We start from the raw sequence: 23,457 nt of genomic DNA, 5'->3' as shown, positions 1-23,457 counted from the left end.
TTATTTATGAATAAAAACCTGCGTGCCAATTGGGACTAAAGATGACAATTCTAGAACATCGTGATTAAACATTCTAATACAACCATGGGAGACGTTCTTACCGATAGAAGATGGATTATTTGTTCCATGTATACCGTAATGAGGTCTTGACAATCCCATCCAAAGGACCCCGAATGGTCCGCCGGGATGAGGATCTTTGTTAGTAATCGAGTATGTTCCGGTAGGAGTTGGTGTCAATATTTTTCCAACTGCAATGGGGTAAGTTTTTAAAAGCTTATGACGATCAAAGAGTTTTAATTGGTGTTTTGATGTTGATACATCAATCCATTTCGCCATCTGAATCAACTCCATTTTTTGAATAGTGTATTAAATAAAACATGCAAATGTTCATTAACAAGAATTAGTGGACAGTTATTTTTACTTGCGAAACCAATTAATCTATTAATTTTAAACGTGTTTTGGAAACATTCTTTAAACCATCACCGTAAAATAGGCTCTTGATTTAGTGACAGCGACCTATTAGTAATCATAATTTGTTGAAGAGAGTACACTTTGAATCTAATGTTTGATTTACACAAAAGTAATCATACAACTCTCGATATTTGATTAAATACAAAGGGGAGGACAAAATGCAGAATTTTCAAAATGAACTACAAGGGTTGGGAATCGATCCTTATCAAACTAGTCAGCTAGTTACAATGGATCCACAGAGCCAGGATCCGCGCCTGTTTGGTATGCGCTGTGGCGGCTTTCGTTGCGGAGGCTTTGGTCGTTGCGGAGGCTTTGGTCGTTGCGGAGGCTTTGGCTTTCGTTGTGGAGGCTTTGGTTTCGGTTGTGGTGGCTGTTTCGGTTGCGGCGGCTGCGGCGGCTGCGGCGGCTGTTTCGGCTTCGGGTTTGGTTGTTTTGGCTGTGTTGGCATTGGTTTCGGTTTTATTTAATTGGTTTGGCTTTTGGCGATCACCGAAAAAAATATTTTCTTATGAAAAAAGGTGCCCTGCACGGACTTGTGCCGTCAGGGCACTTCTTTACTATGTTTATCATATTGGACAAAAAATGATACATAAACTGATAGTGCGGAAGTTGTAACGATTAGAAATAAGGAGGAGCGCCAGTGACAGAACTTACCTCGTCCTCACGACTGAAGGTCAAAAGGGATACGTTTTTTCTCCCAGATAAAAAGGGGGGTGTCTATTTTAGAAATAACCAAAGTTCATTCCGAATGGAAGGCAATACCATCTATCAGTGGATTGAAAAATTGCTGCCGATGTTTAATGGGGAGCAAACAATGGGAGCTTTGACTCAAGGGTTAACAGGACCGTATCGTGACAGGGTATACGAAATCGGCGAAACGTTGTACAAGAATGGGTTTGTTCGCGATGTCAGCAAAGATACTCCCCATCAATTAAATCGTCAAGTTCTTGAAAAATATGCTTCACAAATTGAATTCATCGAGAATTTTGTCGAATCAGGTCCATACCATTTTCAAGAATACCGCCAGGCTAAGGTTCTCACTGTCGGCTCTGGCCCCTTCATGGTATCACTGGCTGCTGCGTTACTTGAATCGGGACTGCCCAAATTAAATGTCATGATAACAGATGCGGTTCTAACCAATCGGCAGCGGCTCCATGAACTGGTGCATAATGCGAGAAAAATAGATTCCGATGTGGAAATGGTAGAAGTACCTTACCATCATGGTACAGGGATCAATTTTTGGAAAGAAGCTGTTCAGGACTATGATTGGATTCTGTACGTCTCTCAGGATGGAAATGTCAATGAATTGAGAGCTCTAAATCAGGTTTGTATAGAAGAAAAGAAGTCGTTTCTCCCGGCCATCTGTTTAGAAAGAGTGGGGCTATCCGGTCCGTTAACACATCCAGAATCAGATGATTGTTTCGAGTCTGCGTGGCGAAGAATTCATCAATCTTTCGTGCAAGCCGATGGGAAGCCTCGAGGTTACTCTTCCACATCAGGAGCGCTTTTGGCAAATGTCTCTGTATTCGAATTATTCAAGAAGGCTACAGGAGTTGCTGGTTCAAATCAAAGTAATCAAATTTATCTGCTTAACCTTGAAACGATGGAAGGAGACTGGCTTTCTTTCATCACACATCCTTCATTAGCAGCTAAACGTAATACACCCGAACTGATTGAAAATCTTGATGAAAGACTAAAACAAGAAACGGACAGGGAAGAGGAACCGGGTTTGATTTTGGACTATTTCAGTCGATTAACTTCAAAGGAAATAGGTATTTTCCATACCTGGGAGGAACGGGATTTGCTGCAGCTTCCTCTTTCCCAGTGCTTTGTTCAGGCCGTTGACCCTATGTCAGAGGGACCGGCAGAACTGCAGCCGGAAGTTGTTTGTTCGGGGATGACACATGAAGAAGCAAGAAGAAATGCTGGTTTGAAGGGTATTGAAATGTATGTGTCAAAACTGATAGATTCCCATATTTTTAGAGGCAAGAGTCATCCAGAGGGGTTTATTGGTATCGGTTCAGGAGAAACAATCGCAGAGGCTGTTTGTCGAGGTCTGCAAGCCTATCTGGATGAAGAATTGAAAAAAAGAAAGGCTAGTCAGCCAAATACGGTTTATCGTGTACCGATGGGAGCCATAGAAGATAAAACATGCAGATTTTATTTAAATGCCCTGACTACCTTGCAGGGTCCACCAGCAATCGGTGTTAAAGAGGATGTAGCAGGCTTCCCGGTTGTTTGGGTTAGGTCAAACGGCCATTGGTACGCAGCGGCCGGTTTAAATATAACCTTGGCATTGCAAAACACACTGCAGCAAGCCCTTTTCGATGCTCAAAACGGGATCAGTTCCGTGGAGAGGAAAGCGAAGGAATCGATGATTTATTTGGAAATAAAGGATAGCAAATTTGATATCCGCTCTTGTGAAGACATGACACAATTGGAGCTATTACAATCTGCTATTCAGGTCTTACGTAAAAACAACAAACAGTTATTTGTCTATGATCTGTCGATGGAGCCATTTTTAAAGCAAGGGCTGTTAGTGGTGTATGGTGTGCAGGTACGAGAGGGGGATTCCAAATGACTGCACAGGTCCTCATTGACGGAGTCGGTTTATTAGCGGAATACGTCTATGATCTTCTGTCCACTAGCTATCTAGTAAGACGTCAAAGTATTCTGGAAGAGATTCCTAAAGAAACAGAATTAGTCCTGGTGCTTGACGATGCCTGGCATCCGGCCGTTCACCAAAAAGCGGAACAGAGATGCATGATTGCCGGAATTCCTTGGCTTCGAGGATTCGTTTCCTTTGGTGAGGGGATCATTGGCCCATTGATACGCCGAGAAAAACCAGGCTGCTCACTCTGTGCTGACAAACGGCGCTTGATCGCCGGACCTGACCGCCTTGAAATGTGGGGAATTCAGACGAAATTGACTTCAGGTCCAAGTGTGCTGCGTGATGCCTGGGCTTCCCGGACGGGGTTATCGCAAATGGCTATCTTGATCAGTAACGAAGTGCAAACAATTCTTAAAGGAGAACCCTCCTCCTTGGAAGAAAGAATGTTCATGACCAATCTGAGAACTTTAACGACCTCCAGCCACTTTTTCCTGCCTGATCCATTGTGCCCGATTTGCAGCCCAATCCCTGAAGACACACCGGAATTAGCACAAATTAGCTTGGCATCCAGTCCCAAAATCAATGGGGAAGGGTATCGCTGCCGTTCTATAGATGAATTGAAAACGGTTCTTACCGCAGACTATCTGGATGAGCGGACTGGAATCATGAATGGGAAAATGGCGGATTTCAGGCTCCCATTTGCCGATGTTTTGGTGAACATGCCATTGTTTGGAGCAGACGAGGGGGTAGCGGGCCGGACCAATTCCTATGAATTGAGTGAACTGACGGCCATTTTGGAGGGGTTGGAGCGATATTGCGGAATCGAGCCTCAAGGCAAAAGGAAGAAAGTTCGAGATAGTTATAACAATGTAAAGCATATCGCATTAAATCCTGCATCAGTAGGTCTGCATGACCAGGAACAATATGCAAAGCCCCATTTTCCGTTTAAACCGTTTCATCCTGATGCCCCAATGAATTGGGTTTGGGGTTATTCGTTTTTACAAGAACGTCCGTTACTGGTTCCAGAGTTACTCGCGTATTATAGTTTGGGCCAAGGGGAGGGCTATGTTTACGAAACCTCCAATGGGTGTGCATTGGGAGGAAGCTTGGAGGAAGCCATTTTCCATGGGATTATGGAGGTTGTCGAGCGGGATTCCTTCTTGTTAACCTGGTATGCCAAACTGCCCCTTCCGCGTCTAGACCCTTTTTCTGCTAACGATAAAGAAGTAGAGCTGATGGTCGACCGGTTACGTGAGGTGGCGGGATATGATGTTTATTTATACAATTCGACGATGGAACAGGAGATTTCCAGCGTCTTTGCAATAGCAAAAAACAGGCAAGATAAGGGGGTAAACCTCATTTGTGCAGCAGGAGCGAATCCTGATCCCGTAAGAGCTGTTAAAAGTTCGCTTTACGAGCTTGCTGGAATGATGGTTCGGCATGACAAAATACTGGAGGAAAACCGGCACAAATATGAACAAATGCTGAAGGATCCATATGCAGTCCGTTTGATGCCGGACCATGGCCTGCTCTACGGTCTGAAGGAAGCGGAGAACCGGCTGGACTTTTTATTGGATGACAATCGTCCATTACGAACGTTTGCTGAGGAATTTAAACAGCCTCCCACGAATACAGATTTGAAGGATGACATGCAGGATATTCTTCAGCGGTTCCGAGAGTTGGACCTCGAGGTTATTGTGGTGGACCAAACAACACCAATCACCAAACGGAATGGATTATACTGTGTAAAGGTATTGATTCCTGGCATGCTCCCGATGACATTCGGACATCACCTGACCCGTGTCAAAGGGCTGGAAAGGGTTCTCCAAGTGCCCGTGAAACTTGGATACGCCAAACAGCCGTTGACGTATGAACAACTAAATCCAGATCCGCATCCATTCCCATAATGGAAAGGAAGGAGGTTTACTCTTGAAACTGGAGACATTTCTGCAGCACCTTCACTTTGAACCGGAAAAAATCACTCCGCCAGATTGGCAAGTCGATTGGGACGATGCACCGCTTCCCTATAAACTATACCGCGGCCTACCCGAGATTCCATTAACCGGTGATGTACCGTTAACGCTTGAGAAGCGAGAAGCCGATGCGAGGATCGGACTAGAGGAGCTCGGGGCTTTCTTATGGTATGTGTACGGTCTAACGCGTTACGCACAATATGGTTTCCTTGAAGATCCCGAGGATAAAACTACTGTAAGCTATCTTCAGTTATTGCGAAAATTTGTTCCTTCTGGCGGGGCATTGTATCCCAATGAATTATATGTGTATGCAAAGATTAAGGACGTCCCAACGGGAATTTACCATTACGATGTAGCCCATCACAGCCTTCGCTTGCTCCGGGAAGGAAATTACGATTCCTACTTGTCCAGGAGCCTTGGGGATTGTGATGTTTCTGAGTGCTTCTGCACGGTTTTTGTCTCGACGGTTTTTTGGAAAAATTTTTATAAATATAATAATTTTTCCTACCGTCTACAAGGTCTTGATGCCGGTGTGGTCATTGGGCAAACATTAGAAGTAGCAGATCGGATGGGATTCTCGTCACGGGTATGCTACCAATTTCTTGATCGTTCGATTAATCATTTACTTGGGCTAACCGAACAGGACGAAAGTGTATATGCGGTGATCCCGTTATCTATTGATCCCTCTATCCAATGGGGTGACGACTTTAATAAAGAAGAATATGTGTCTACCGCTGAATTGTCCCTGGAAGTGCCGTTGCTGAAAACGGAAACCTATAACCGTTCAAAGAGAGTCCTTGATTACCCACTGCTCAGAGAGATGAATGAAGCATCGATATTTGAAACAACCCAGTCATTTGTGAAGATAAAAAAGGATGGTCGTGTTCAAAAGTCCTATGGTACGGAATTGATCATGCTCCCATTTACGGAGTCCTTTTCGTACGACCTTGCTTCTGTTTGTAGAGAGAGGCATTCTCCTGATATTGATTTTATTTTAGAAAAGGTCAGTCAAACTCAACTAGCAACTTTGTTTAAAGAGGTTTTTTCCAGACCTTATCAGAATGATCTTGACGGCACAGATGGAAAAACGGGGACTCGTGTTTCGTTGTACGGCTTTTTTTATAACGTGGAGGGTGTTTCAAATGGCGCTTACGCCTATGACAAAGGCGCTCATGCACTGAGTAGAATAACAGACGGGGATTTCCGTGAGATATTGCAAAATGCTTTAACCATGCCCACTGTCAATCTGTTTCAAGTACCGCTCTGCCTGCATTTGGTTGCAGACAAGGATCATCTTAAAGAAGAACTGGGCTATAGAGGATACAGAATTCAACAGATGGAAGCGGGAATACTCTTGCAACGGCTGCTATTGATCTCATGTGCCTTGGGTATGGGGGGACACCCTTTATTAGGGTTTGATGCGAAACTATGTGATGAACTTTATCAAGCTGAAGCGAAACAAATAACAAGCCTCATCCAAATCCCTGTGGGACCGTACCGTTCGCGTGCCTGGTTAAAAGGAAGTTTAAATAGTTAGACCAGTTTACCTTGTATATCCGATATCAGGTGCCCTAGTCCAAGGTTAATTTAAAGGACTAGGGTCATTTGTTATGATCCTAACCCTAAGTAACCTATCGATAAAAAATCCAGGCGAGTACACAATTGGGTATGTAACCCTCCAGGACATTTCTAGGGGGTTTTTATAGTGGTTAGCCCATACAAATTTTCTCCATTTACATAGTCTGTATTGACAGTTCGAAAGGAAGTATCAAATACGTGGTAGGTAACAGCAGTGGATTTGCATTAATCGTTGTTTTGTTTATCCTGCTAATTATTATTTGTGCTTCTTTTTGTGGTGTCTGGTAAAAAAATTTGAATGCTTTAAAGAAAGGATGATTATTGATGGATGGATTCGGTGCTTATGGCTACGGAGGTTGCGGATGCGTCGGTTATGGTTACGGAGGTTTCGGTTGCGGAAACCCGTTTGTTTTAATCGTTGTATTATTTATCCTGTTAATTATTGTTGGATGTGCCTGTTACTATTAAGCTTTTTTTAAGGTCCTTTAAAGGGCCTTTTTTCATGCAGAATCATTTAAGATATAATAAAGAAACGTTTGCGATAAACGCAAACGTTCCTTAAGAGAGGTGTATATGGTATGGTGCTTTTGGCGGCGGTCTAGTAATATTATATGCAACTAGAATAAAAGAGAGTGGACAAGCGTTGAATTTACAAAAGATTATTTTTTACAAGAAGAATCCGCCTCTTCTTCTTCTTCTTTCGATTTCAATTGCGATTCGTCTTCTTCTCTCTATTTCGATTTCAATTTCAATTACTCTTCTTCTTCTTTCAATTTCAATTTCAATTTCAATGGGAACGAATCGTCTTCTTCTAAAGCCGTCTGGAAAGGGAAACATGCATAAAACCTCCTTTCCTAAATATTAATATCGGGTAAAAGGACAGATTAATCTTACCCAACCTGTCCTTCACCAATTGGCAGTGCCATTAAATTAATAGCCGCCCATAAAGGAAGATCCTACGATGATTAGGAGAATGAACAAAACTACAATTAATGCTGCAACATTGTTTCTGCGTTCTCTGCGTTCTTCCATGTATACCACCTCCAGTCTAAATGGTTTTTATTCATTTGATTCTCTCATTTGGAATTAATAAGCAAAGCTAGTTAGTACAATGATTAACAGAATAAACAATACTACGATTAAGACAAAGCTGCTGCCACCGTAATACATAATCCTCACCACCCTTTGTTGGCTTCCATACGATTATCACCGATTAATAAGCAAAGCTTGTTAGAACGATAATTAAGAGAATAAACAAAACTACGATTAACACAAAGCTGCTGCCGCCGTAATACATAATCCTCACCACCCTTTGATTATTAGGAGGAAAGAAACTTTCCTCTATGTATATATATTTATTTGGACAAGGATTGCGTGGACAAGCATCATGGTATTCTGAAATAATTATTATTTTTTAAATTTTTCCTTAAAAATATAAAAAAGAGGCGTCTGCAATTCGTGCAAACGCCTTAAAGGAGGTTTTGATATATGGTTGACGGAGGTAATAATAACATATTCATTCATTGTTAAAGTGTGTGGACAAGCGTATAAAAAAAGAAAAAACTTTTTTAGAATAATTTACAGTATATGCTTGAAATCAAAATGTAAATATTCTGTCACTATAATATCGTTGAGGTTATGAAATGATAAGTTTACACTTTAATTACTATTTGAGGAGTGATTAAAGTGAAAACAGTTTCAGTAAATGAGTTAAAGTTTAAGAAAAATTTAACGATGATTGAGCAATTTTCAATCCAAGATTTCCTATTTAAATATATTAGACAAACCACAGAAGAAATTGCTGATATTCTAAAACTTGAGTATTCAGAGAATGTCTTTGCCAAGATGGAGGCAAAGCTGGAACCAGCAATAATTATTAATGGGGTTGAACAATTCAGATATGTGACAATAACTGAAGATAATCAAATTGTAATTGGTGTTTTAGATTCCAATAAAGAGTTAAAGCATAGAATCATTTTTCTAGATGAAGTTTAATCGCTAGCATATATGGGGAAGGTTAAATAATTGTTCTACCTACATAACAAATCTTTTAATATAGTAATCTATTTTTGGACTTTTTTGAGAACATCTCATAAAACTTCAACGAAAAATAGGCTCTTTATTTAGTGACAGCGACCTATAAGAAATCATAAATTGTTGAAGAGAGTGCAAGGCGTGTTGAATGTTGTATCTTACACATTTATCTCTCTATTCAGGTTTAACCTGATGAAATACAAAGGGGAGGAAAAAATGCATAATTTTCAATTTGAATTGCAAGGGTTGGGAATCGATCCTTATCAAGCTGGTGAGTTAGTTGTGATGGATCCACAGGGCCTGGATCCGCGCCTGCATGGCGGCGGTATGCGTTGTGGCGGCGGCATGCGTTGTGGTGGCGGCATGCGTTGTGGTGGTGGAATGCGTTGTGGTGGCGGCATGCGTTGCGGTGGCTTTCGATGTGGAGGATTTCGATGTGGAGGTTTCCGCTGTGGTGGATTTGGCTGTGTAGGTGTTAGCTGTTTCGGCATTGGTTTAGCGGTAGGCGGATGTGGCAGCTGCTATGGCGGCTATTATGATGAATACTACTATAATGGCTACTATTAACTGCTATAACTGTGTCAGCGTTGTTGTTATATAAACTATTCAAGGAACCAGCAGGATAGTTAAATAAGCATATAAATAATAAAGGGACAGTACTGTTTTTCGTAAGCTAATAAGAAAGTATAAACTTTCTGTCGAAAGCTTTATACTTACTTAACGCATAAATTCAACTACGCCTCTGTCTTCGTCCTCGCGGACTCGCCAATCGGCGAGTTTCCATTTATGTCCCTTTCCGTTGAATTTGTATAAATTTTAATGTGCGAAGCTTAATTGCTTCGCTTTTTTGTTTTCCCAGTGAGACGTAGCTATTAGAATTTCATTCTTTATTTTTTAGACTCCTGTTGATTTATTGAAAAAAGGGTACAAGTCTAAAGCCTGTCTTATTCGTTTTTCATAGGATAAAGTACAACAACACAAGAGGGATAGATGGTAGGGGGGGACATCAGCGGAACAATTGAAGAGGAAGGTATGTGGTCTCAGGGATACGTCCTGAGAAATCACAAAATGAAGGGAGAAAAAATATGGTCCATTTAACCGTTTGGATCACCATCGTGACTTTTTTGGTTACCCTCGGACTTATTCTTTGGCGGCCAAAAGGCATCAATGAAGCGATACCTGCAGCAATCGGAGCGGTTATTGTCGTCCTTAGTGGAAGTGTTTCATTATCAGACCTGGGGATCATTTCAGAAACCATAAGTGGTGCCGCGATTACGATCATGGCAACGATTGTCATGGCGATTGTATTAGAAAGTTTTGGGTTCTTTAGCTGGATGGCTGAGAAACTCGCAGAAAGAGCAAAGGGGTCAGGGGTAAGATTATTCTGGTATGTCAACCTTTTATGCTTCCTCATGACTCTTTTTTTCAATAACGATGGAAGTATTTTAATCACAACCCCAATCTTAGTCATGCTGTTAAACAATATGGGCTTAAAAAACAAGCAAAAAATTCCCTATTTGCTATCCGGAGCGTTAATTGCGACTGCTTCGAGTGCCCCAATTGGTGTAAGTAACATTGTAAATTTAATTGCGCTTAAAATCGTCCATATGGATTTGTGGCTGCATACGGCGATGATGTTTGTACCTGCAACGCTAGGATTGCTGCTGCTGACTTGGTTCTTGTTCCTTCGCTTTAAGAAAATCTTACCGAAAACCGTTCCTACGAATGTTTCAGGGCTGACAAGTTCAAAGTATCACCCTCTTAAACCAGCTAAAGGTATTGAACATCCTTCAGAAAAAGCCCGTTCAAGATTTATGCGAAATGTTCTGCTGTTCGTGTTTGCTGTCCGTTGCAGTCTGTTTGTTGCGTCGTTTTTGGACATACCCGTTCCTTTAATGGCTGTAATCGGTTCGCTTATTCTTTTAGCATGGAGATGGGCATATTTAAAAATCTCCCCAGCCGATATGCTGAAGAAAACACCATGGTACATTATCGTTTTCGCCTTTTGTATGTATACCATCATATACGGTCTCAATAACATCGGATTGACAGACTGGTTGATTGGTTTCATGGAACCGATGGTTTCTGGAAGCCTGCTCCACGCGAGTGTCATGATGGGCGTGCTTCTATCCGTTCTATCCAATATATTTAATAATCACCCAGCCCTCATGGTTGGAACACTCACATTAACCCATATGGATCTTAGTTTGCTCGAATTGAAAATTGCCTACTTGGCGAACGTGATTGGCAGTGATATGGGCTCGTTACTGCTTCCGATGGGAACCCTTGCTACATTGATGTGGATGCATATCGTAAGGAAAGGAAAAGTAATGATCAGTTGGTGGGAGTATATCAAAATCACGGTCGTCGTCATACCGCCCGCAACTCTGTTTACCCTAGTCGTTTTATATTATTGGGTTTCTTGGCTATTTGGCGGTGCTCTTTCGCATTAAGATATTTTAGTAAAAAAGGAGAATGAAGATGCCGATCGATTTTGTTGATTTAATAGGAAAGAAAATTGAAGTTGAACTTTCGGGAGGGAATTTTCACAAAGGAATCCTGTTAGATAGCGGATTAGACATTATCGTCTTATACGATAGCAAAAACCATCGTTTCATTTATATTCCATTCATTCATGTACAAAGATTAAAAGAAACTGAATTAGAAGAAGAAGATCTTACTAATACCCCACCGGCGGAAAAACCAATTGAAACGGATGCCATATCTTTTCGAAAGGCATTAACTGTTGCTAAAGGATTGTTCTTGAAAGTTTATGTCACAGGGAATAAATCCATCCATGGCTACCTAACCAGCATTATGAACGACTATTTCGTATTTCACTCACCTGTATATAAAACAATGTGTATCTCAATGAATCATGTGAAATGGCTCATTCCCTACCCACCAAATACAACGCCATATTCCTTAAACAGTGAAAACTTGCCTCTTATGCCAAAGTCCACTCCTTTAGCAAGGTCGTTTGATGAGCAGTTGAAAAAATTTGAAAATCAACTTGTGATTATTGATGGAGGAGACCATCCTGAAAAAATCGGCGTACTCCAAAAGATTCAAAATAACAAAATTGCTTTAATCACAGCAGAAGGGGAACGGATCTATCGGAATGTGGAGCATATTAAAACAGTACAATTACCTTAACAACGATGTGAAAACTCGAGAGATTGATATAACAACATTAAAGAAAGTGAAGAGTGATGTCATGTTGGGTCAATATTTACAAAATGAATAATCCATCCTGTTGGCAGACGAGGATGGATTATTGAATCACCGTTAACACTGTATTTGGCCGTGTCGCTTTTGTCACGGTCTTTTTTTCTGGTGTCCTACCTATGGTTATGATATGTTATTGACTTTAATTTTGTTCAGGCTAAAAAGATTTTGTCCGTTCATCTTTCTTAAAATAAGTAAAATAAAGCAGCAAGTATTGGGACAGCACTGCTTGGGTTGGGGATTGTGTTGTTACTTATAATCTATTTAATAGCCCATCGGATAATAAGGCTAAATCATTTGAGCCTTTATAATAAATAGGGTCCGTCCCTTCTTTAAAATCTAAATTCTATCCCATTTTCTAGATAGATTGTGTTTTGAAATCCAGTTTGGTTTACCAGATATTCAAATACATTTTTTGCGGTCCTTCTGGTTATCACGACCAGACCTAAGTTGTCAAACACGCGCGCATAGCAACGGATAATCAACGTATCATTTTCTGAAAACAGATGATAATAGACGGTTTCTTTTTGTTTTTTCGAAAAACAGTGGATAAATAAATATTCATCTGTTGGTTCTATTCCTTTTATCAAAAGTTCTTTTTGAACGATTTGTTTTATTTCCGCTATTTGATTTTCTGATAAATTTATTCTCATTCGAAGTTCACCATCTTATTTTTTATCGATAATTTTAGCATGAAATAGGGCTTCCGGCAGGGGCCTTTTTTGTGTAAACAGAAAATAGAAAAATGTAATCAAAAAAGACATAAAACATTTTTCATTCGAATATTTAACATTGAATAGAACAAATGAACTATCAAAAGGGGGGAACACGATTGAAAAATTTTTTAAGTGCAATACCCTTGTCATTACAACATTTGTTTGCGATGTTTGGTGCAACTGTTTTGGTCCCAGCACTCACCGGTCTTGATCCGGGAAGTGCCCTAATTGCCAGTGGTTTGGGAACCTTGATTTTCCATCTTATTACGCGTGGAAAGGTTCCTACTTATCTAGGTTCATCGTTTGCCTTTATTGCTCCGCTTGCGTTGTATGTGGGGAAGCTGCACTCTCCGGGTCAAGCGGTCGCAGGACTTATTAGCGTTTCCATTGTTTATGCCATTGTATCATTGATTATTTCTTTTTTCGGCTTTGAAAAAGTCCGCAAGGTTATTCCTCCAGTTGTTGTCGGACCGGTTGTAAGTATTATCGGCCTTTCACTGGCAACCACAGCGGTGACCAGTATGGCGTCAACTCAATGGGATGTCGCGATCGTCAGCCTTCTTGCAGCGGTTATCGCAACGCTAGCAGGCACAAAGGTAATCCGCCTTTTGCCGATCATCATCGGTCTTGTTGTCGGGTATGTTTATGCCGCGATACGTGGATTTGTTGATTTTGAGACAATAGCTACTGCACCGGCTTTTGCACTTCCACATTTTGTTATGCCGGAATTCACCTGGGTCGTGATTTTCGGAATGGCACCGATTGCCCTGGTTACCATCATTGAAGACCTTGGTCATATGTTTGTATTAAATGAAATTACAGGAAAAGAAGTTACAAAGGATCCTGGATTTTCGAGCATCCTTTGGGGGAATGGCATTGCAACATTAGTCTCCGGCTTCCTGGGCGGACCAGCGCAAACTACTTACGCTGAAAATCTCGGGGTACTAGCCATCACACGCCAGTTTTCCAGCAGGATCATTCAAGGCGCTGCCGTTATTGCAATTCTCCTTGGATTGTTCGGTAAAGTTGGTGCGGCAATTCAATCCATTCCAGTTGCCGTGATGGGCGGCATATGTATCCTGTTGTTTGGTATGATCGCCGCAATGGGGATCCGTCACCTTTTAGAAGAAAAAGTGAGTCTAGCTAATATGAAAAATTTAGTAATAGTTGCAATCATCTTTATCATCGGTGTTGGATATGCCCACAATGGTATCGCCTACGCTACTATTGCTGGATTGCTTATCCATTGGCTCGTACCCGATTTTACGACAAAAAACGAGAGTTAAAATGACACATGGGGACGGTTCTTGTGCATCAATTTTTAGTTCGCACTTCAGTGAACCAAAATGACACAAGAGAACCGTCCCCATGAACCATTCTTTAATCGCGCATTGCTCCTGCCTCTCGGGAAGTCATCGCACCTTGTCCTGCACTTACATCTTTTTGAATTTCTTGTTTTACTTTTTGTGCATCAGTTCCAGCAAATTCCTGTTTCATCATGGAACCCGCATTCCCTTTAGCTTGTTGGTTCTGCTGCATATTAATCCTCCTTAATTTGTGGTTAAACGCTCTTATTATGGCTTAATTAAGGAAAACCATCCAATCTTCGAAAATCGACTTAAAAATTCATCCTTGATTGTCCGCCATCAACATTGATGCTGGCCCCGACAATCCAGGATGCTTTTTCAGAAGCAAGGAATACCGCAACATTGGCGATTTCTTCTGGGGTACCGAAGCGGCCAGCGGGAATTTCCTTATTCACAAACTCTTTGATGCCCTCCGGGTCTTCGTTCATGCGTCTTTTCCAATTGCCAGTCTCGTGCAAAATACTTCCGGGAGCAATACTGTTCACTCGTATACCATAAGGAATCACTTCGTCAGCCAAAGACTTCGTAAAACTGATGAGTGCAGCTTTTGCATTATTGTAGGTAACTTTTCCGCCGCTTTCCCTACCATAAACAGAGGTAATATTAATGATTGATCCCGACCTCTGATTTTTCATGTGAATTGCAGCCAGTTTACTCAAATGTACTGCGGAAAAATAGTTCAGTTCCATTGCCTGATAAAAAAGCTCCATATCGGTTTCAATTGTTTTACCACCGTTGCTGCCACCGGCATTGTTAATCAGGATATCAATCGTTCCATTTTCCTCGATAAACGTGTGAATCAATTTGTCCCGTTCCACTTGATTAGTAAGGTCAGCCTGATAAATTGATACGTTGCCGCCAAGTACCGCTTTTGCCTCTTCTAAATAACCTAAACCTCTGGCGGTAATCGTAACATTTGCGCCTTCCGCAATAAATGCCTCGGCAATCGCTTTTCCGATTCCTTTTGAACCGCCAGTAATAAGTACGTTTTTGCCTTGTAATTGCAAGTCCATTGTTTAAAGCTCCTTTATTCAGATCATTTTTGTGTTATGTATGGGGGCGGATCTGCGGCTTGAGGGTTACCATCAATAACCGTCCCGGTGGTTTCCCGATTCCTGTTCATGAGCGATTTAAGTTGTGTGAGACTTTTTCTTTTTATTTAAAATAAAGATTTCTCTTATAAATGCACCCACTATCGAGGAAAGTATGATGACAACGATAAGATTCAACACTTTGATAAATACATAGGGTGAGCCAATCACTAATACACTATCAAAAATCACAATGATTCCAAAAAGAATGCAAAAAATAATGAGTTTGGCCGGCGTATTTACTTTCTCATTACCTATCTCTTTCCCCTCCTGGTCTGCTCCTTTATATACAACTTTCTTCTATTTTAGCACAAAATGGAAATGGGGTTTTTTGCTTTCTTAAAACAACTATAAAAATAATGAAAACAAATCCGTGATTAATCCGTTGAAACCTTCTCGAGTTATTAACGTATATGAGTACAAATATAGCGGTTTGTAGGAGAGGGGAACAAGTATATCTGAGAAGTGCTCTATAAAATGTGGAAGCAAAAATGCAGGAACAAAAGGGTCCCCGTGGCTTAGATTAAATAGAAGTAGAGGTTGTTAACAATGATTCGAAAAAGAACAATACATATTCTAAATGGACTAGCTATGTATAATTTTTACAAAAAGACAAATTTTCTTGAACAAGAATTAATGGTTCCCTTTAACGAGGCGATGTGCTATGGAAATACGAGTCCCAATCTATTTTCCAAAGAATTCATCCAAATACGTGCGAAGGTCCATCATGTAACGCCTAAACAATACACTGAACACACACTAACACCATTGCAGCCGCTCTTCTGCGGAAAATTTACTCATATTTCCTTATGGTTTGATGCCGATATGTTTTGTCAAATCAATATTCTGACCATCCTAGCTTGGTTAGACAAAGCAGAGCATATAGATGCTATCGATCTTTATATAGTCGATGATCAGTTTGAGCCTGTGAGCCAGTATACCTTAAAGGCGAAAGGATATTATGACATTTACAAACAAGTGTTGATTGATAAAACTATGTCTGAAAATATCAATCCCGAACCATTAAAGAAGGGGATAGGGCTATATTTGAATTACTTAAGAAAAGACAGTGATCTTATGCAGTATATTCGCAAACACCGTGATATTCCAGAAGAAGAACTTATGCTAACTTTACTGGAAAAATTTAAAGATTATGGTCTGGGCGATACACAATATTTTGAGATTATAAAATCTCAACGGCAAAATCATCTTTAAGAATCTATTTCCTATATTCCAGGAGTTGCGGATAGGAATGAATAGGGATGAACAGATTAAATCGTTTATTTTTCAGAAAATATAGAATACAATAACTATATTCACATTATTTACATACAACCCTAATTGGAAGGAGGACTAAGAAAATAGCAAATAGGGATCGTAAGTGGACGTTGTTACCAGACGCATCGAGCGAATTAGAGAAACTGAAAGAGATTTATGAAACGTATCAGCAAATGTTTCAGCATTCCATAACAGGAATAGTCGTCACTGATCAGGATGGCAGGATTACCGAAGTGAATCCGGCATTTAAGGAACAAACGGGATTATCGGCAAGTGATGTGGTTGGCCGCAAGCATCGTGATTTAATGATCGAGGAAATCATTGACCAAACTGTCGAACTGCAGGTTTTTAAAGAAGGAAAACCTAGTACCCAGCTGACAAAACTCTATAATGGCAAGGAAGTTTTAGTAACCGCCATCCCGATTAAAAATAAACAGGAGCAAATCATTAAAGTTGTCAGTCAGATATTGGACGTAACGGTATTAAACCAGCTCAAGCATGAAATTTTTCAATTAGAGCAGGAGCATGAGGAAATCACTCGGCAGCTGGAGGAACTAAAATCCAATAAAAAAGCCATTCATTCCATTGTCGCCTACGACTTGAAAATGAAGAAAGTCATTGACCGCGCCTTACGAGTCTCTCAGCACGATTCAACCGTCATTTTATATGGGGAATCAGGAGTAGGGAAAGAGGTTGTTGTAAAAGTAATTCATGAAAATAGCAATCGAAGCAGCCAGCCGCTTATCAAAGTGAATTGCGGGGCGATTCCCAATGATCTATTAGAATCTGAATTGTTCGGCTATGAACCTGGGGCGTTTACTGGAGCTAGCCCTAAGGGTAAGGTTGGTTTATTTGAACAGGCAGCTAAGGGGACAATTCTTTTAGATGAAATTGGCGAAATCCCCTTACACTTACAGGTCAAATTACTAAGGGTGCTGCAGGAATTTGAAATTACCAGGGTCGGTGGGACAAAGCCGATAAAAATTGACACCAGGGTGATCGCTGCAACTAATCAAAATCTAGAAGATTTAATCAAAAAAGGAGGATTTCGAAAGGACCTCTATTATCGATTAAATATCATTCCAATCCATATTCCTCCGCTAAGGGAAAGAACAAATGACATCATTCCGTTAACCTATCACTTTATCAATAACATAAGACAAAAATATGGCGTGAATAAGATTTTTTCAAAGGAAGTTTTGGATAGCTTTCAACGTTATCATTGGCCGGGAAACGTGCGAGAACTTCAAAACATAGTTGAGCGGCTGTGCATTATGATTGAAAAACCGATCATTACTGCTGAGGACATCAGAAATGAATTGTTTATACAGCAGCATAACGAAAAAACGCAGACTGAACCACAAAGGGAAAGTGACAACATCATCACTGAGCCGAACAATTTAAAGTCCCTAAAAGAGCAAATGGAACATTATGAAAAACAGCTCATCGATCGTGCCTTGAAAAATTACCCCAGCATTCGCGCGGCAGCAAAAGCACTAGACGTCGATGCATCCACGTTATCAAGGAAAGTACAAAAATATTCTAATTTCTAAAAACAGTGCGGAAATGCAACGTGTTGCAATTTTGCACTGTTTTTTTTGTTGTGTTTTTGCATTACCAAAGGAATGGAGCCTAAATAACCTGTCAATTTAGTTTGGCACAGAAATTGCATTATAAAAGAATAATGACCATGGGAGGGGCAATGGAATTGATTCAGGAAGAGATTCAAATGGTTCGTCATTTTATCCGGTCTATTGCTGAAGATTGCTTTCTTCCTGCAGCAAAAGATGTGGACCAACTTCAAAGAATACCGGACACCCACGTCAGGAAGTTAGCAGAAAATAGATTATTCGGAACAAGTGTACCTACTAGTTTTGGAGGTGGCGGCTTATCGCACTTGAATCAGTTGATCATGATTGAAGAGATTGCTCGCTGCTGCGGTTCGACATCCATGCTGTTGACGAATCAGGAAATGGTGATGAACCCCATTCTTCTAGGTGGTACGGAGGAGCAAAAAAAGAAGTATTTACCCCCTCTCACATCAGGTGAGTTAATAGGGGCGATTGGGATTACGGAAGAGGGAATCACCAGCGATCTCGAAACGGTTTATACAACTGCTGAGAAAATGGGCGATTATTATGTTTTAAATGGTAAAAAGTTATTTGTGTTTAACGCTGGGGTAGCTGATATTTACATGATTGTGGCAACCATGGACCCCAGAATAAAAAATGCAGGAATCACCTATTTTATTGTCGAGCAAGGTACACCTGGACTAATAGTAGGAAGAGAAACAGGGAAAATGGGTGTAAAAGGGATTCCCGCAAGAGAGGTTATTTTAGAAAATGTAAAAATTAACCAATCACAACTAATTGGAGGGGAGGGCAAAGGATTTAAAATTTTAAAAGAAACGCTTAATCGAACGAGATTAAATGTTGCGGCTCTAGCTTTGGGGATTGCACAAGGCGCATATGAAGAGGCAATAAAGTATGCCCATAAATTTATGCGCTCTTCGAGGGAGAGTTTGAGATTTCATAATACCCAGCTAATGCTGGCTGATATGGCAACAGAGATTGAGGCGGCAAGAAGATTGCTTTACTACGGTGGAGAATTGCTGGACAGCGGATCAGCTGAAGTGGCAGGTTCAGCCTCTATGGCAAAGCTATTCTGTTCGAATACCGCGGTGAAGGTGACCACGGATGCGGTTCAAATGCTAGAAGGCAGCGGCTACACCGATGACTACCCTGTGGAAAGAATGCTGCGGGATGCGAAAATTACCCAGTTTTATGAAGGTTCAAATTTGATACAAAAGCTTGTCATTGCACGACAGGTTTTACTATAAACATAGTTAATAGATGAATAGGGAGGAAAAAAGAATGTCAAAGAGAGATGCAGTGATCGTATCAGCCGTAAGGACTCCAATAGGAAGGCAGGGTGGGGCATTAGCCAGCCTGAATGCCCATGAATTTGGTGCAGTCGTGATTAAGGAAGCGCTAAATCGAGCAGGTGTTAACGCGAATCAGATTGATGATGTTATTTTTGGAAACGTTTTAAGCGGCGGCGGGAACATTGCCAGGTTAACAGCTCTGCAAACGGGGCTTTCCCTTGAAATTCCTGGTTTAACCATTGACCGTCAGTGCGGATCCGGTATCAATGCCGTCGTTTTAGCTGCCCAGGCGATTAATGCCGGAGCAGGTGATATTTATGTGGCAGGTGGGACCGAAAGCATGAGCCGTGCTCCTTATTTAATGGATCGCGCAACAAAAGCGTACAGTGCAGCGCCCCCAAGTTTTCGCAAATCGCAGCTTTCACCAAAGGAAATCGGTGATCCTCCAATGGGAATCACGGCTGAAAATCTAGTGAAAAAATATAATATTTCTAGAGAAGAACAAGATGCCTATTCATTAAGGAGTCAGCAAAGAATGGCAGCCGCTATGGAACAAGAATTTTTCAAACAACAAATTGTGCCTATTGAAATTCCTGTTAGAAAAGGGCAGCCTATCACATTTGCAGTGGATGAACATCCGAGATCATCAACGACGCTTGAAGGATTAGCTAAATTACCGCCAGCCTTCCTTGAAGGAGGAACTGTTACAGCCGGAAGCAGCTCAGGACTCAATGATGCAGCCAGTGCATTAGTGATCATGTCCCGTGAAAAGGCTGAAGAATTAGGCTTAAAGCCGCTGGCAGTTGTACGTGACTCAGCCGTAAGCGGTGTTGATCCTAATATTATGGGAATTGGTCCAGTACCGGCAACTAGAAAGCTATTACAGCGGACAGGTTTAAAAATCGATGATTTTGATTTGGTAGAATTGAACGAAGCGTTTGCTGCTCAAGTTCTTGCCTGTAACCGCGAGCTGGAAATTGACGAAGCAAAGCTCAATGTAAACGGAGGAGCAATTGCACACGGCCATCCACTTGGAGCAACAGGAGCCATTTTGATGACGAAAGCCGTTTACGAATTACAAAGATCAAATAAACAGCGGGCTTTGATTACGGCCTGTATCGGCGGTGGCCAAGGTATTGCAGCGTTGATTGAGCGAGAAGGATAAGTTTTGAATATTGCTAAAGTACTAACCGGTTAGTACCGGAAGGAGTGAAATCATTGAATATACAGGATGTAAAACATATTTCGGTGTTAGGTGCAGGGTCTATGGGACACCAAATTGCCATGTTATGCACGTTAGGCGGGTTTTCAACAACCATCTACGATATCCAGGAGAAGGCGTTGGAACAGGCAAAGGAAGCCCTTGATTTTCAAATGGGAAAATGGGTTCAAAAAGGGAAAATCAGTCAGGAAGGCTTGGATCAGGCCTTCGCCCGGTTGTCTTATACTACTAATTTAGAAGTGGCGGTAGGGAATACAGACTTTGTCATTGAGGCTGTAGTTGAAAAGCTAGATGTTAAACGAGAGCTTTTCGCTGTTGTTGATCGTTTGGCACCACCTCATGCCATTTTAGCATCCAATAGCTCCACGATTGCTAGTTCAAAAATTGCCGATGTAACTAGGAGGCCGGAGAAAGTCTGCAATATGCACTTCTTCTTTCCAGCTTTAGTGATGGATTGCGTCGAGGTCGTCATGAGTGAGACTACGTCTGAAGAAACGGCTGCTGTCACAATGGCTGTTTGTGAAAAAATCAATCGTACCGGCGTGTTGCTGCGCAAGGAAACATGGGGCTTTATAGCCAACCGTCTGTTGTTTGCCCTAAATAACGAGGCGCTCAAGCTGTATGAAGAAGGCATCTGCGATTATAAAGACATTGATACGATTGTCAAAAAAGCATTAAACCACCCGATGGGCCCTTTTGAACTGATGGATTTATCCGGCATTGATGTCGGCTACTATGCACTGGCGGAAAAATATAAAGAAACAGGAAATGAAGAGGATAAGCCTTCTGCAAGCCTAGAAGAAAAAGTGAAGGCCGGGACTCTTGGCCGTAAAACCGGCAAAGGCTGGTATGAATACGAAAAAACAGGGGTGAAGGCAAAGTGAATACGCAATTGGTAAAATTGGAAAAAAGTGATCATATTGCGATAGTGACGATTGATAATCCGCCGCTAAATGTTTTAAGCGGGCAGGTAACCAGTGAGTTAAAGACTGTCTTTGATGATATTGCCAGCGATCACGACATTGTGGTGGTCATCTTGACGGGGGCAGGAAGCCGGGCGTTTATGGCGGGAGCAGATATTAAAGAGTTTCCACAATCCATTGGCAAAGCAGGCATGAAGGACCGAGTATTGGAGCAGCATGCTGTCTTTAACCAAATCGATTTCCTGCCGAAGCCGACGATTGCCGTCTTAAATGGCCTGACCTTCGGCGGCGGCTGTGAGCTTGCCATCACTTGTGACATCCGGATTGCCGAAGAACACGCACAGCTTGGCCTGCCGGAAATCAAATTGGGAATCTTCCCTGGCGGAGGGGGCACCCAGCGTCTTCCGAGAATAGTAGGAGAAGCAAAAGCAAAAGAGCTCATGTTTGTCGGTGACCCCATTTCGGCACATGAAGCGGTGAAGCTTGGACTCGTGAACAAAGTTGTCGCAACAGGACAAGGAATGAACGCGGCACTGGCAATGGCCAAGAAAATCAGCGGGTATTCTCTGCAGGCTCTTTCTCGGATTAAAAAGGCGGTAGATGAAGGAACAAATATGGAATTCCATGCCGGAATTGAAAGAGAAGCTGAACTGTTTGCAGAGGTCTTTTTAACAGAAGATGTGAAAGAGGGAGTTTCAGCATTTATCGAAAAAAGAAAGCCCGTTTTTGCCCATAAATAAAATGGGTAACAGTGAACATGCCAACACTCGATTCAGGTCTATTGTACAATCTTAAATTTATCTAAAAACATGAAAAGGGGATGGATAGGATGAATTTTTCATATTCTGAAAAGGTTGTTAACTTGCAAAAGAGAGTTATTAAGTTTATGGAGGAGTATGTTTACCCAAATGAAAAGTTGTATAAGGAGCAGCTGAATCAACAGGAAACACGCTGGTCTGATATTCCTCCGATTATGCAAGAATTGAAACAAAAGGCAAAAGCGGAAGGGCTATGGAATTTGTTCTTGCCGGAAAGTGAGTATGGGGCTGGATTAACCAATCTGGAATATGCACCGCTATGTGAGATTATGGGGAGATCCATGATTGGTCCGGAAGTATTTAATTGTAGCGCACCAGATACAGGAAATATGGAAGTTCTTGTTCGGTATGGTACAGAAGCCCAAAAGAAACAATGGCTTGAACCGCTTTTGGCCGGCGAAATTCGTTCCTGTTTTTCGATGACAGAGCCTGATGTTGCTTCCAGTGACGCAACCAATATTGAAACAAGTATTGTCAGGGATGGCGATGAATATGTCATCAATGGCAGAAAATGGTGGTCCTCAGGAGCAGGGGATCCGCGCTGCAAGATTGCGATTGTAATGGGTAAAAATGATCCAACCGCAAAGCTGCATGATCAGCAGTCTATGATTCTCGTACCATTAAACACACCAGGTGTGAAGATTGAACGAACCCTTTCAGTGTTTGGGTATGATGATGCCCCGCATGGTCACGCGGAAATTGTTTATGATAATGTCCGGGTGCCTGCCGAGAATATGCTATGGGAAGAAGGAAAAGGATTCGCGATTGCCCAAGGGCGGCTTGGACCGGGGCGGATTCATCACTGCATGAGATTAATCGGCCTTGCAGAACGTGCACTCGAAGACCTCACTAAGCGCGTGCTTAACCGGACTGCCTTTGGTAAAAAAATTGCCGATCAAGGTGTTGTTCAAGAGTGGATTGCAGAATCAAGAATTGAAATCGAGCAAGCCCGTTTATTGACATTGAAAGCTGCCTATATGATGGACACAGTTGGAAATAAAGAGGCGAAAGCCGAAATCGCAATGATTAAAGTGGTTGCACCAAATATGGCACTTAAAGTGCTTGATCGTGCGATTCAAGCATTTGGAGCTGCCGGCGTAAGTGATGATTTCACTCTTGCCAATCATTGGGCGCAGGCACGTACATTAAGACTTGCCGATGGTCCTGATGAAGTGCACCGCCGTCAAATTGCCAGATTGGAACTTAAAAAATATCAAACTCCAGAATTATCAGCCGTCCGGAGTTAAAAACAATATTCGAGTT

Annotated in this window: 26 protein-coding genes; 18 read left to right on the top strand and 8 right to left on the bottom strand. The window is 41.5% G+C overall.

What is annotated here, in order from left to right; translation table 11 throughout:
- The gene (locus ACFPA1_RS10040) at positions 1 to 336 is read right to left on the bottom strand and encodes a L,D-transpeptidase (RefSeq protein ID WP_213145604.1); all 336 of its coding nucleotides are present in this window, start codon (positions 334 to 336) and stop codon (positions 1 to 3) included.
- A 293-nt stretch (positions 337 to 629) separates the two neighbouring features.
- On the opposite strand from ACFPA1_RS10040, the gene ACFPA1_RS10035 reads away from it, so the two are divergent.
- From ACFPA1_RS10035 to ACFPA1_RS10010, 6 genes are all read left to right on the top strand, one after another.
- Entirely contained in the window at positions 630 to 938 is a 309-nt protein-coding gene (locus ACFPA1_RS10035) for a heterocycloanthracin/sonorensin family bacteriocin (RefSeq protein ID WP_213145605.1), read from the top strand.
- A 173-nt stretch (positions 939 to 1,111) separates the two neighbouring features.
- The gene (locus tag ACFPA1_RS10030; RefSeq protein WP_378582457.1) at positions 1,112 to 3,052 is read left to right on the top strand and encodes a putative thiazole-containing bacteriocin maturation protein; all 1,941 of its coding nucleotides are present in this window, start codon (positions 1,112 to 1,114) and stop codon (positions 3,050 to 3,052) included.
- Complete coding sequence (locus ACFPA1_RS10025) at positions 3,049 to 4,989, top strand: TOMM precursor leader peptide-binding protein (RefSeq protein ID WP_378582455.1); 1,941 nt, start codon at positions 3,049 to 3,051, stop codon at positions 4,987 to 4,989. Before ACFPA1_RS10030 ends, ACFPA1_RS10025 begins: the two co-directional genes overlap by 4 nt.
- A gap of 22 nt (positions 4,990 to 5,011) precedes the next feature.
- A complete protein-coding gene (locus ACFPA1_RS10020) occupies positions 5,012 to 6,592 on the top strand; it encodes a SagB family peptide dehydrogenase (protein WP_378582453.1) in 1,581 nt (526 codons plus the stop codon).
- Between the two features lie 239 nt (positions 6,593 to 6,831).
- On the top strand, positions 6,832 to 6,921 hold the full coding sequence (locus ACFPA1_RS10015) for a YjcZ family sporulation protein (RefSeq protein ID WP_372447621.1): 90 nt from the start codon (positions 6,832 to 6,834) through the stop codon (positions 6,919 to 6,921).
- A gap of 36 nt (positions 6,922 to 6,957) precedes the next feature.
- Positions 6,958 to 7,101: a YjcZ family sporulation protein gene (locus ACFPA1_RS10010; RefSeq protein WP_213145609.1), complete on the top strand. Its 144-nt coding sequence runs from the start codon at positions 6,958 to 6,960 to the stop codon at positions 7,099 to 7,101.
- 198 nt (positions 7,102 to 7,299) lie between these two features.
- On the opposite strand, the gene ACFPA1_RS10005 is transcribed toward ACFPA1_RS10010, so the two are convergent.
- The 4 genes from ACFPA1_RS10005 to ACFPA1_RS09990 all read right to left on the bottom strand — a co-directional run bounded on the left by ACFPA1_RS10005 (position 7,300) and on the right by ACFPA1_RS09990 (position 7,930).
- On the bottom strand, positions 7,300 to 7,470 hold the full coding sequence (locus tag ACFPA1_RS10005) for a hypothetical protein (RefSeq protein ID WP_213145610.1): 171 nt from the start codon (positions 7,468 to 7,470) through the stop codon (positions 7,300 to 7,302).
- Positions 7,471 to 7,563: 93 nt separating this feature from the next.
- Positions 7,564 to 7,665: a YjcZ family sporulation protein gene (locus ACFPA1_RS10000; RefSeq protein ID WP_213145611.1), complete on the bottom strand. Its 102-nt coding sequence runs from the start codon at positions 7,663 to 7,665 to the stop codon at positions 7,564 to 7,566.
- Between the two features lie 54 nt (positions 7,666 to 7,719).
- Positions 7,720 to 7,803 carry a YjcZ family sporulation protein gene (locus ACFPA1_RS09995; RefSeq protein ID WP_213146045.1) on the bottom strand — a complete coding sequence of 28 codons (84 nt, stop codon included), beginning with the start codon at positions 7,801 to 7,803 and terminating at the stop codon, positions 7,720 to 7,722.
- Between the two features lie 43 nt (positions 7,804 to 7,846).
- Entirely contained in the window at positions 7,847 to 7,930 is an 84-nt protein-coding gene (locus ACFPA1_RS09990; protein ID WP_213146045.1) for a YjcZ family sporulation protein, read from the bottom strand.
- 389 nt (positions 7,931 to 8,319) lie between these two features.
- Between ACFPA1_RS09990 and ACFPA1_RS09985 the strand changes: the two genes are divergently transcribed.
- From ACFPA1_RS09985 to ACFPA1_RS09970, 4 genes are all read left to right on the top strand, one after another.
- The gene (locus tag ACFPA1_RS09985; protein ID WP_213145612.1) at positions 8,320 to 8,628 is read left to right on the top strand and encodes a hypothetical protein; all 309 of its coding nucleotides are present in this window, start codon (positions 8,320 to 8,322) and stop codon (positions 8,626 to 8,628) included.
- A gap of 180 nt (positions 8,629 to 8,808) precedes the next feature.
- Positions 8,809 to 9,234 (top strand): heterocycloanthracin/sonorensin family bacteriocin, encoded by a 426-nt coding sequence (locus ACFPA1_RS09980; RefSeq protein WP_378582450.1) that lies wholly within the window; start codon positions 8,809 to 8,811, stop codon positions 9,232 to 9,234.
- Between the two features lie 518 nt (positions 9,235 to 9,752).
- Positions 9,753 to 11,120, top strand: coding sequence for an arsenic transporter (locus tag ACFPA1_RS09975; protein WP_378582506.1), 1,368 nt, complete (start codon positions 9,753 to 9,755; stop codon positions 11,118 to 11,120).
- A gap of 28 nt (positions 11,121 to 11,148) precedes the next feature.
- A complete protein-coding gene (locus ACFPA1_RS09970; RefSeq protein WP_213145614.1) occupies positions 11,149 to 11,823 on the top strand; it encodes a DUF2642 domain-containing protein in 675 nt (224 codons plus the stop codon).
- Positions 11,824 to 12,227: 404 nt separating this feature from the next.
- Here ACFPA1_RS09970 and ACFPA1_RS09965 read toward each other — a convergent pair whose 3' ends face one another.
- Positions 12,228 to 12,548 carry a hypothetical protein gene (locus tag ACFPA1_RS09965; protein WP_213145615.1) on the bottom strand — a complete coding sequence of 107 codons (321 nt, stop codon included), beginning with the start codon at positions 12,546 to 12,548 and terminating at the stop codon, positions 12,228 to 12,230.
- A gap of 179 nt (positions 12,549 to 12,727) precedes the next feature.
- Between ACFPA1_RS09965 and ACFPA1_RS09960 the strand changes: the two genes are divergently transcribed.
- Positions 12,728 to 13,897 carry a solute carrier family 23 protein gene (locus ACFPA1_RS09960; protein WP_378582448.1) on the top strand — a complete coding sequence of 390 codons (1,170 nt, stop codon included), beginning with the start codon at positions 12,728 to 12,730 and terminating at the stop codon, positions 13,895 to 13,897.
- Between the two features lie 94 nt (positions 13,898 to 13,991).
- On the opposite strand, the gene ACFPA1_RS09955 is transcribed toward ACFPA1_RS09960, so the two are convergent.
- A complete protein-coding gene (locus ACFPA1_RS09955) occupies positions 13,992 to 14,150 on the bottom strand; it encodes a hypothetical protein (protein ID WP_378582447.1) in 159 nt (52 codons plus the stop codon).
- 79 nt (positions 14,151 to 14,229) lie between these two features.
- Positions 14,230 to 14,991: an SDR family NAD(P)-dependent oxidoreductase gene (locus tag ACFPA1_RS09950; protein WP_378582445.1), complete on the bottom strand. Its 762-nt coding sequence runs from the start codon at positions 14,989 to 14,991 to the stop codon at positions 14,230 to 14,232.
- Between the two features lie 627 nt (positions 14,992 to 15,618).
- On the opposite strand from ACFPA1_RS09950, the gene ACFPA1_RS09945 reads away from it, so the two are divergent.
- The 7 genes from ACFPA1_RS09945 (at position 15,619) to ACFPA1_RS09915 (ending at position 23,441) form a co-directional block, all read left to right on the top strand.
- Positions 15,619 to 16,284: a hypothetical protein gene (locus ACFPA1_RS09945; RefSeq protein WP_378582443.1), complete on the top strand. Its 666-nt coding sequence runs from the start codon at positions 15,619 to 15,621 to the stop codon at positions 16,282 to 16,284.
- Between the two features lie 173 nt (positions 16,285 to 16,457).
- On the top strand, positions 16,458 to 17,900 hold the full coding sequence (locus tag ACFPA1_RS09940) for a sigma-54 interaction domain-containing protein (RefSeq protein WP_378582441.1): 1,443 nt from the start codon (positions 16,458 to 16,460) through the stop codon (positions 17,898 to 17,900).
- Between the two features lie 149 nt (positions 17,901 to 18,049).
- A complete protein-coding gene (locus tag ACFPA1_RS09935) occupies positions 18,050 to 19,186 on the top strand; it encodes an acyl-CoA dehydrogenase family protein (protein WP_241113976.1) in 1,137 nt (378 codons plus the stop codon).
- Positions 19,187 to 19,220: 34 nt separating this feature from the next.
- Entirely contained in the window at positions 19,221 to 20,396 is a 1,176-nt protein-coding gene (locus ACFPA1_RS09930; protein ID WP_213145620.1) for a thiolase family protein, read from the top strand.
- A gap of 53 nt (positions 20,397 to 20,449) precedes the next feature.
- Positions 20,450 to 21,337 (top strand): 3-hydroxyacyl-CoA dehydrogenase family protein, encoded by an 888-nt coding sequence (locus ACFPA1_RS09925; RefSeq protein WP_213145621.1) that lies wholly within the window; start codon positions 20,450 to 20,452, stop codon positions 21,335 to 21,337.
- On the top strand, positions 21,334 to 22,116 hold the full coding sequence (locus tag ACFPA1_RS09920; protein ID WP_378582438.1) for an enoyl-CoA hydratase: 783 nt from the start codon (positions 21,334 to 21,336) through the stop codon (positions 22,114 to 22,116). Before ACFPA1_RS09925 ends, ACFPA1_RS09920 begins: the two co-directional genes overlap by 4 nt.
- A gap of 89 nt (positions 22,117 to 22,205) precedes the next feature.
- Positions 22,206 to 23,441, top strand: a complete 1,236-nt coding sequence (locus ACFPA1_RS09915; protein WP_378582436.1) for an acyl-CoA dehydrogenase — start codon at positions 22,206 to 22,208, stop codon at positions 23,439 to 23,441.
- Positions 23,442 to 23,457 lie beyond the last annotated feature (16 nt).

Origin of the sequence: Neobacillus sp. GCM10023253, assembly GCF_042653105.1 — a bacterium.
Taxonomy (GTDB): Bacteria; Bacillota; Bacilli; order Bacillales; family Cytobacillaceae; genus Neobacillus; species Neobacillus citreus.
The sequence above is the reverse complement of the archived record's forward strand: the minus strand, read 5'-3'. Positions and strand labels throughout refer to the sequence as shown.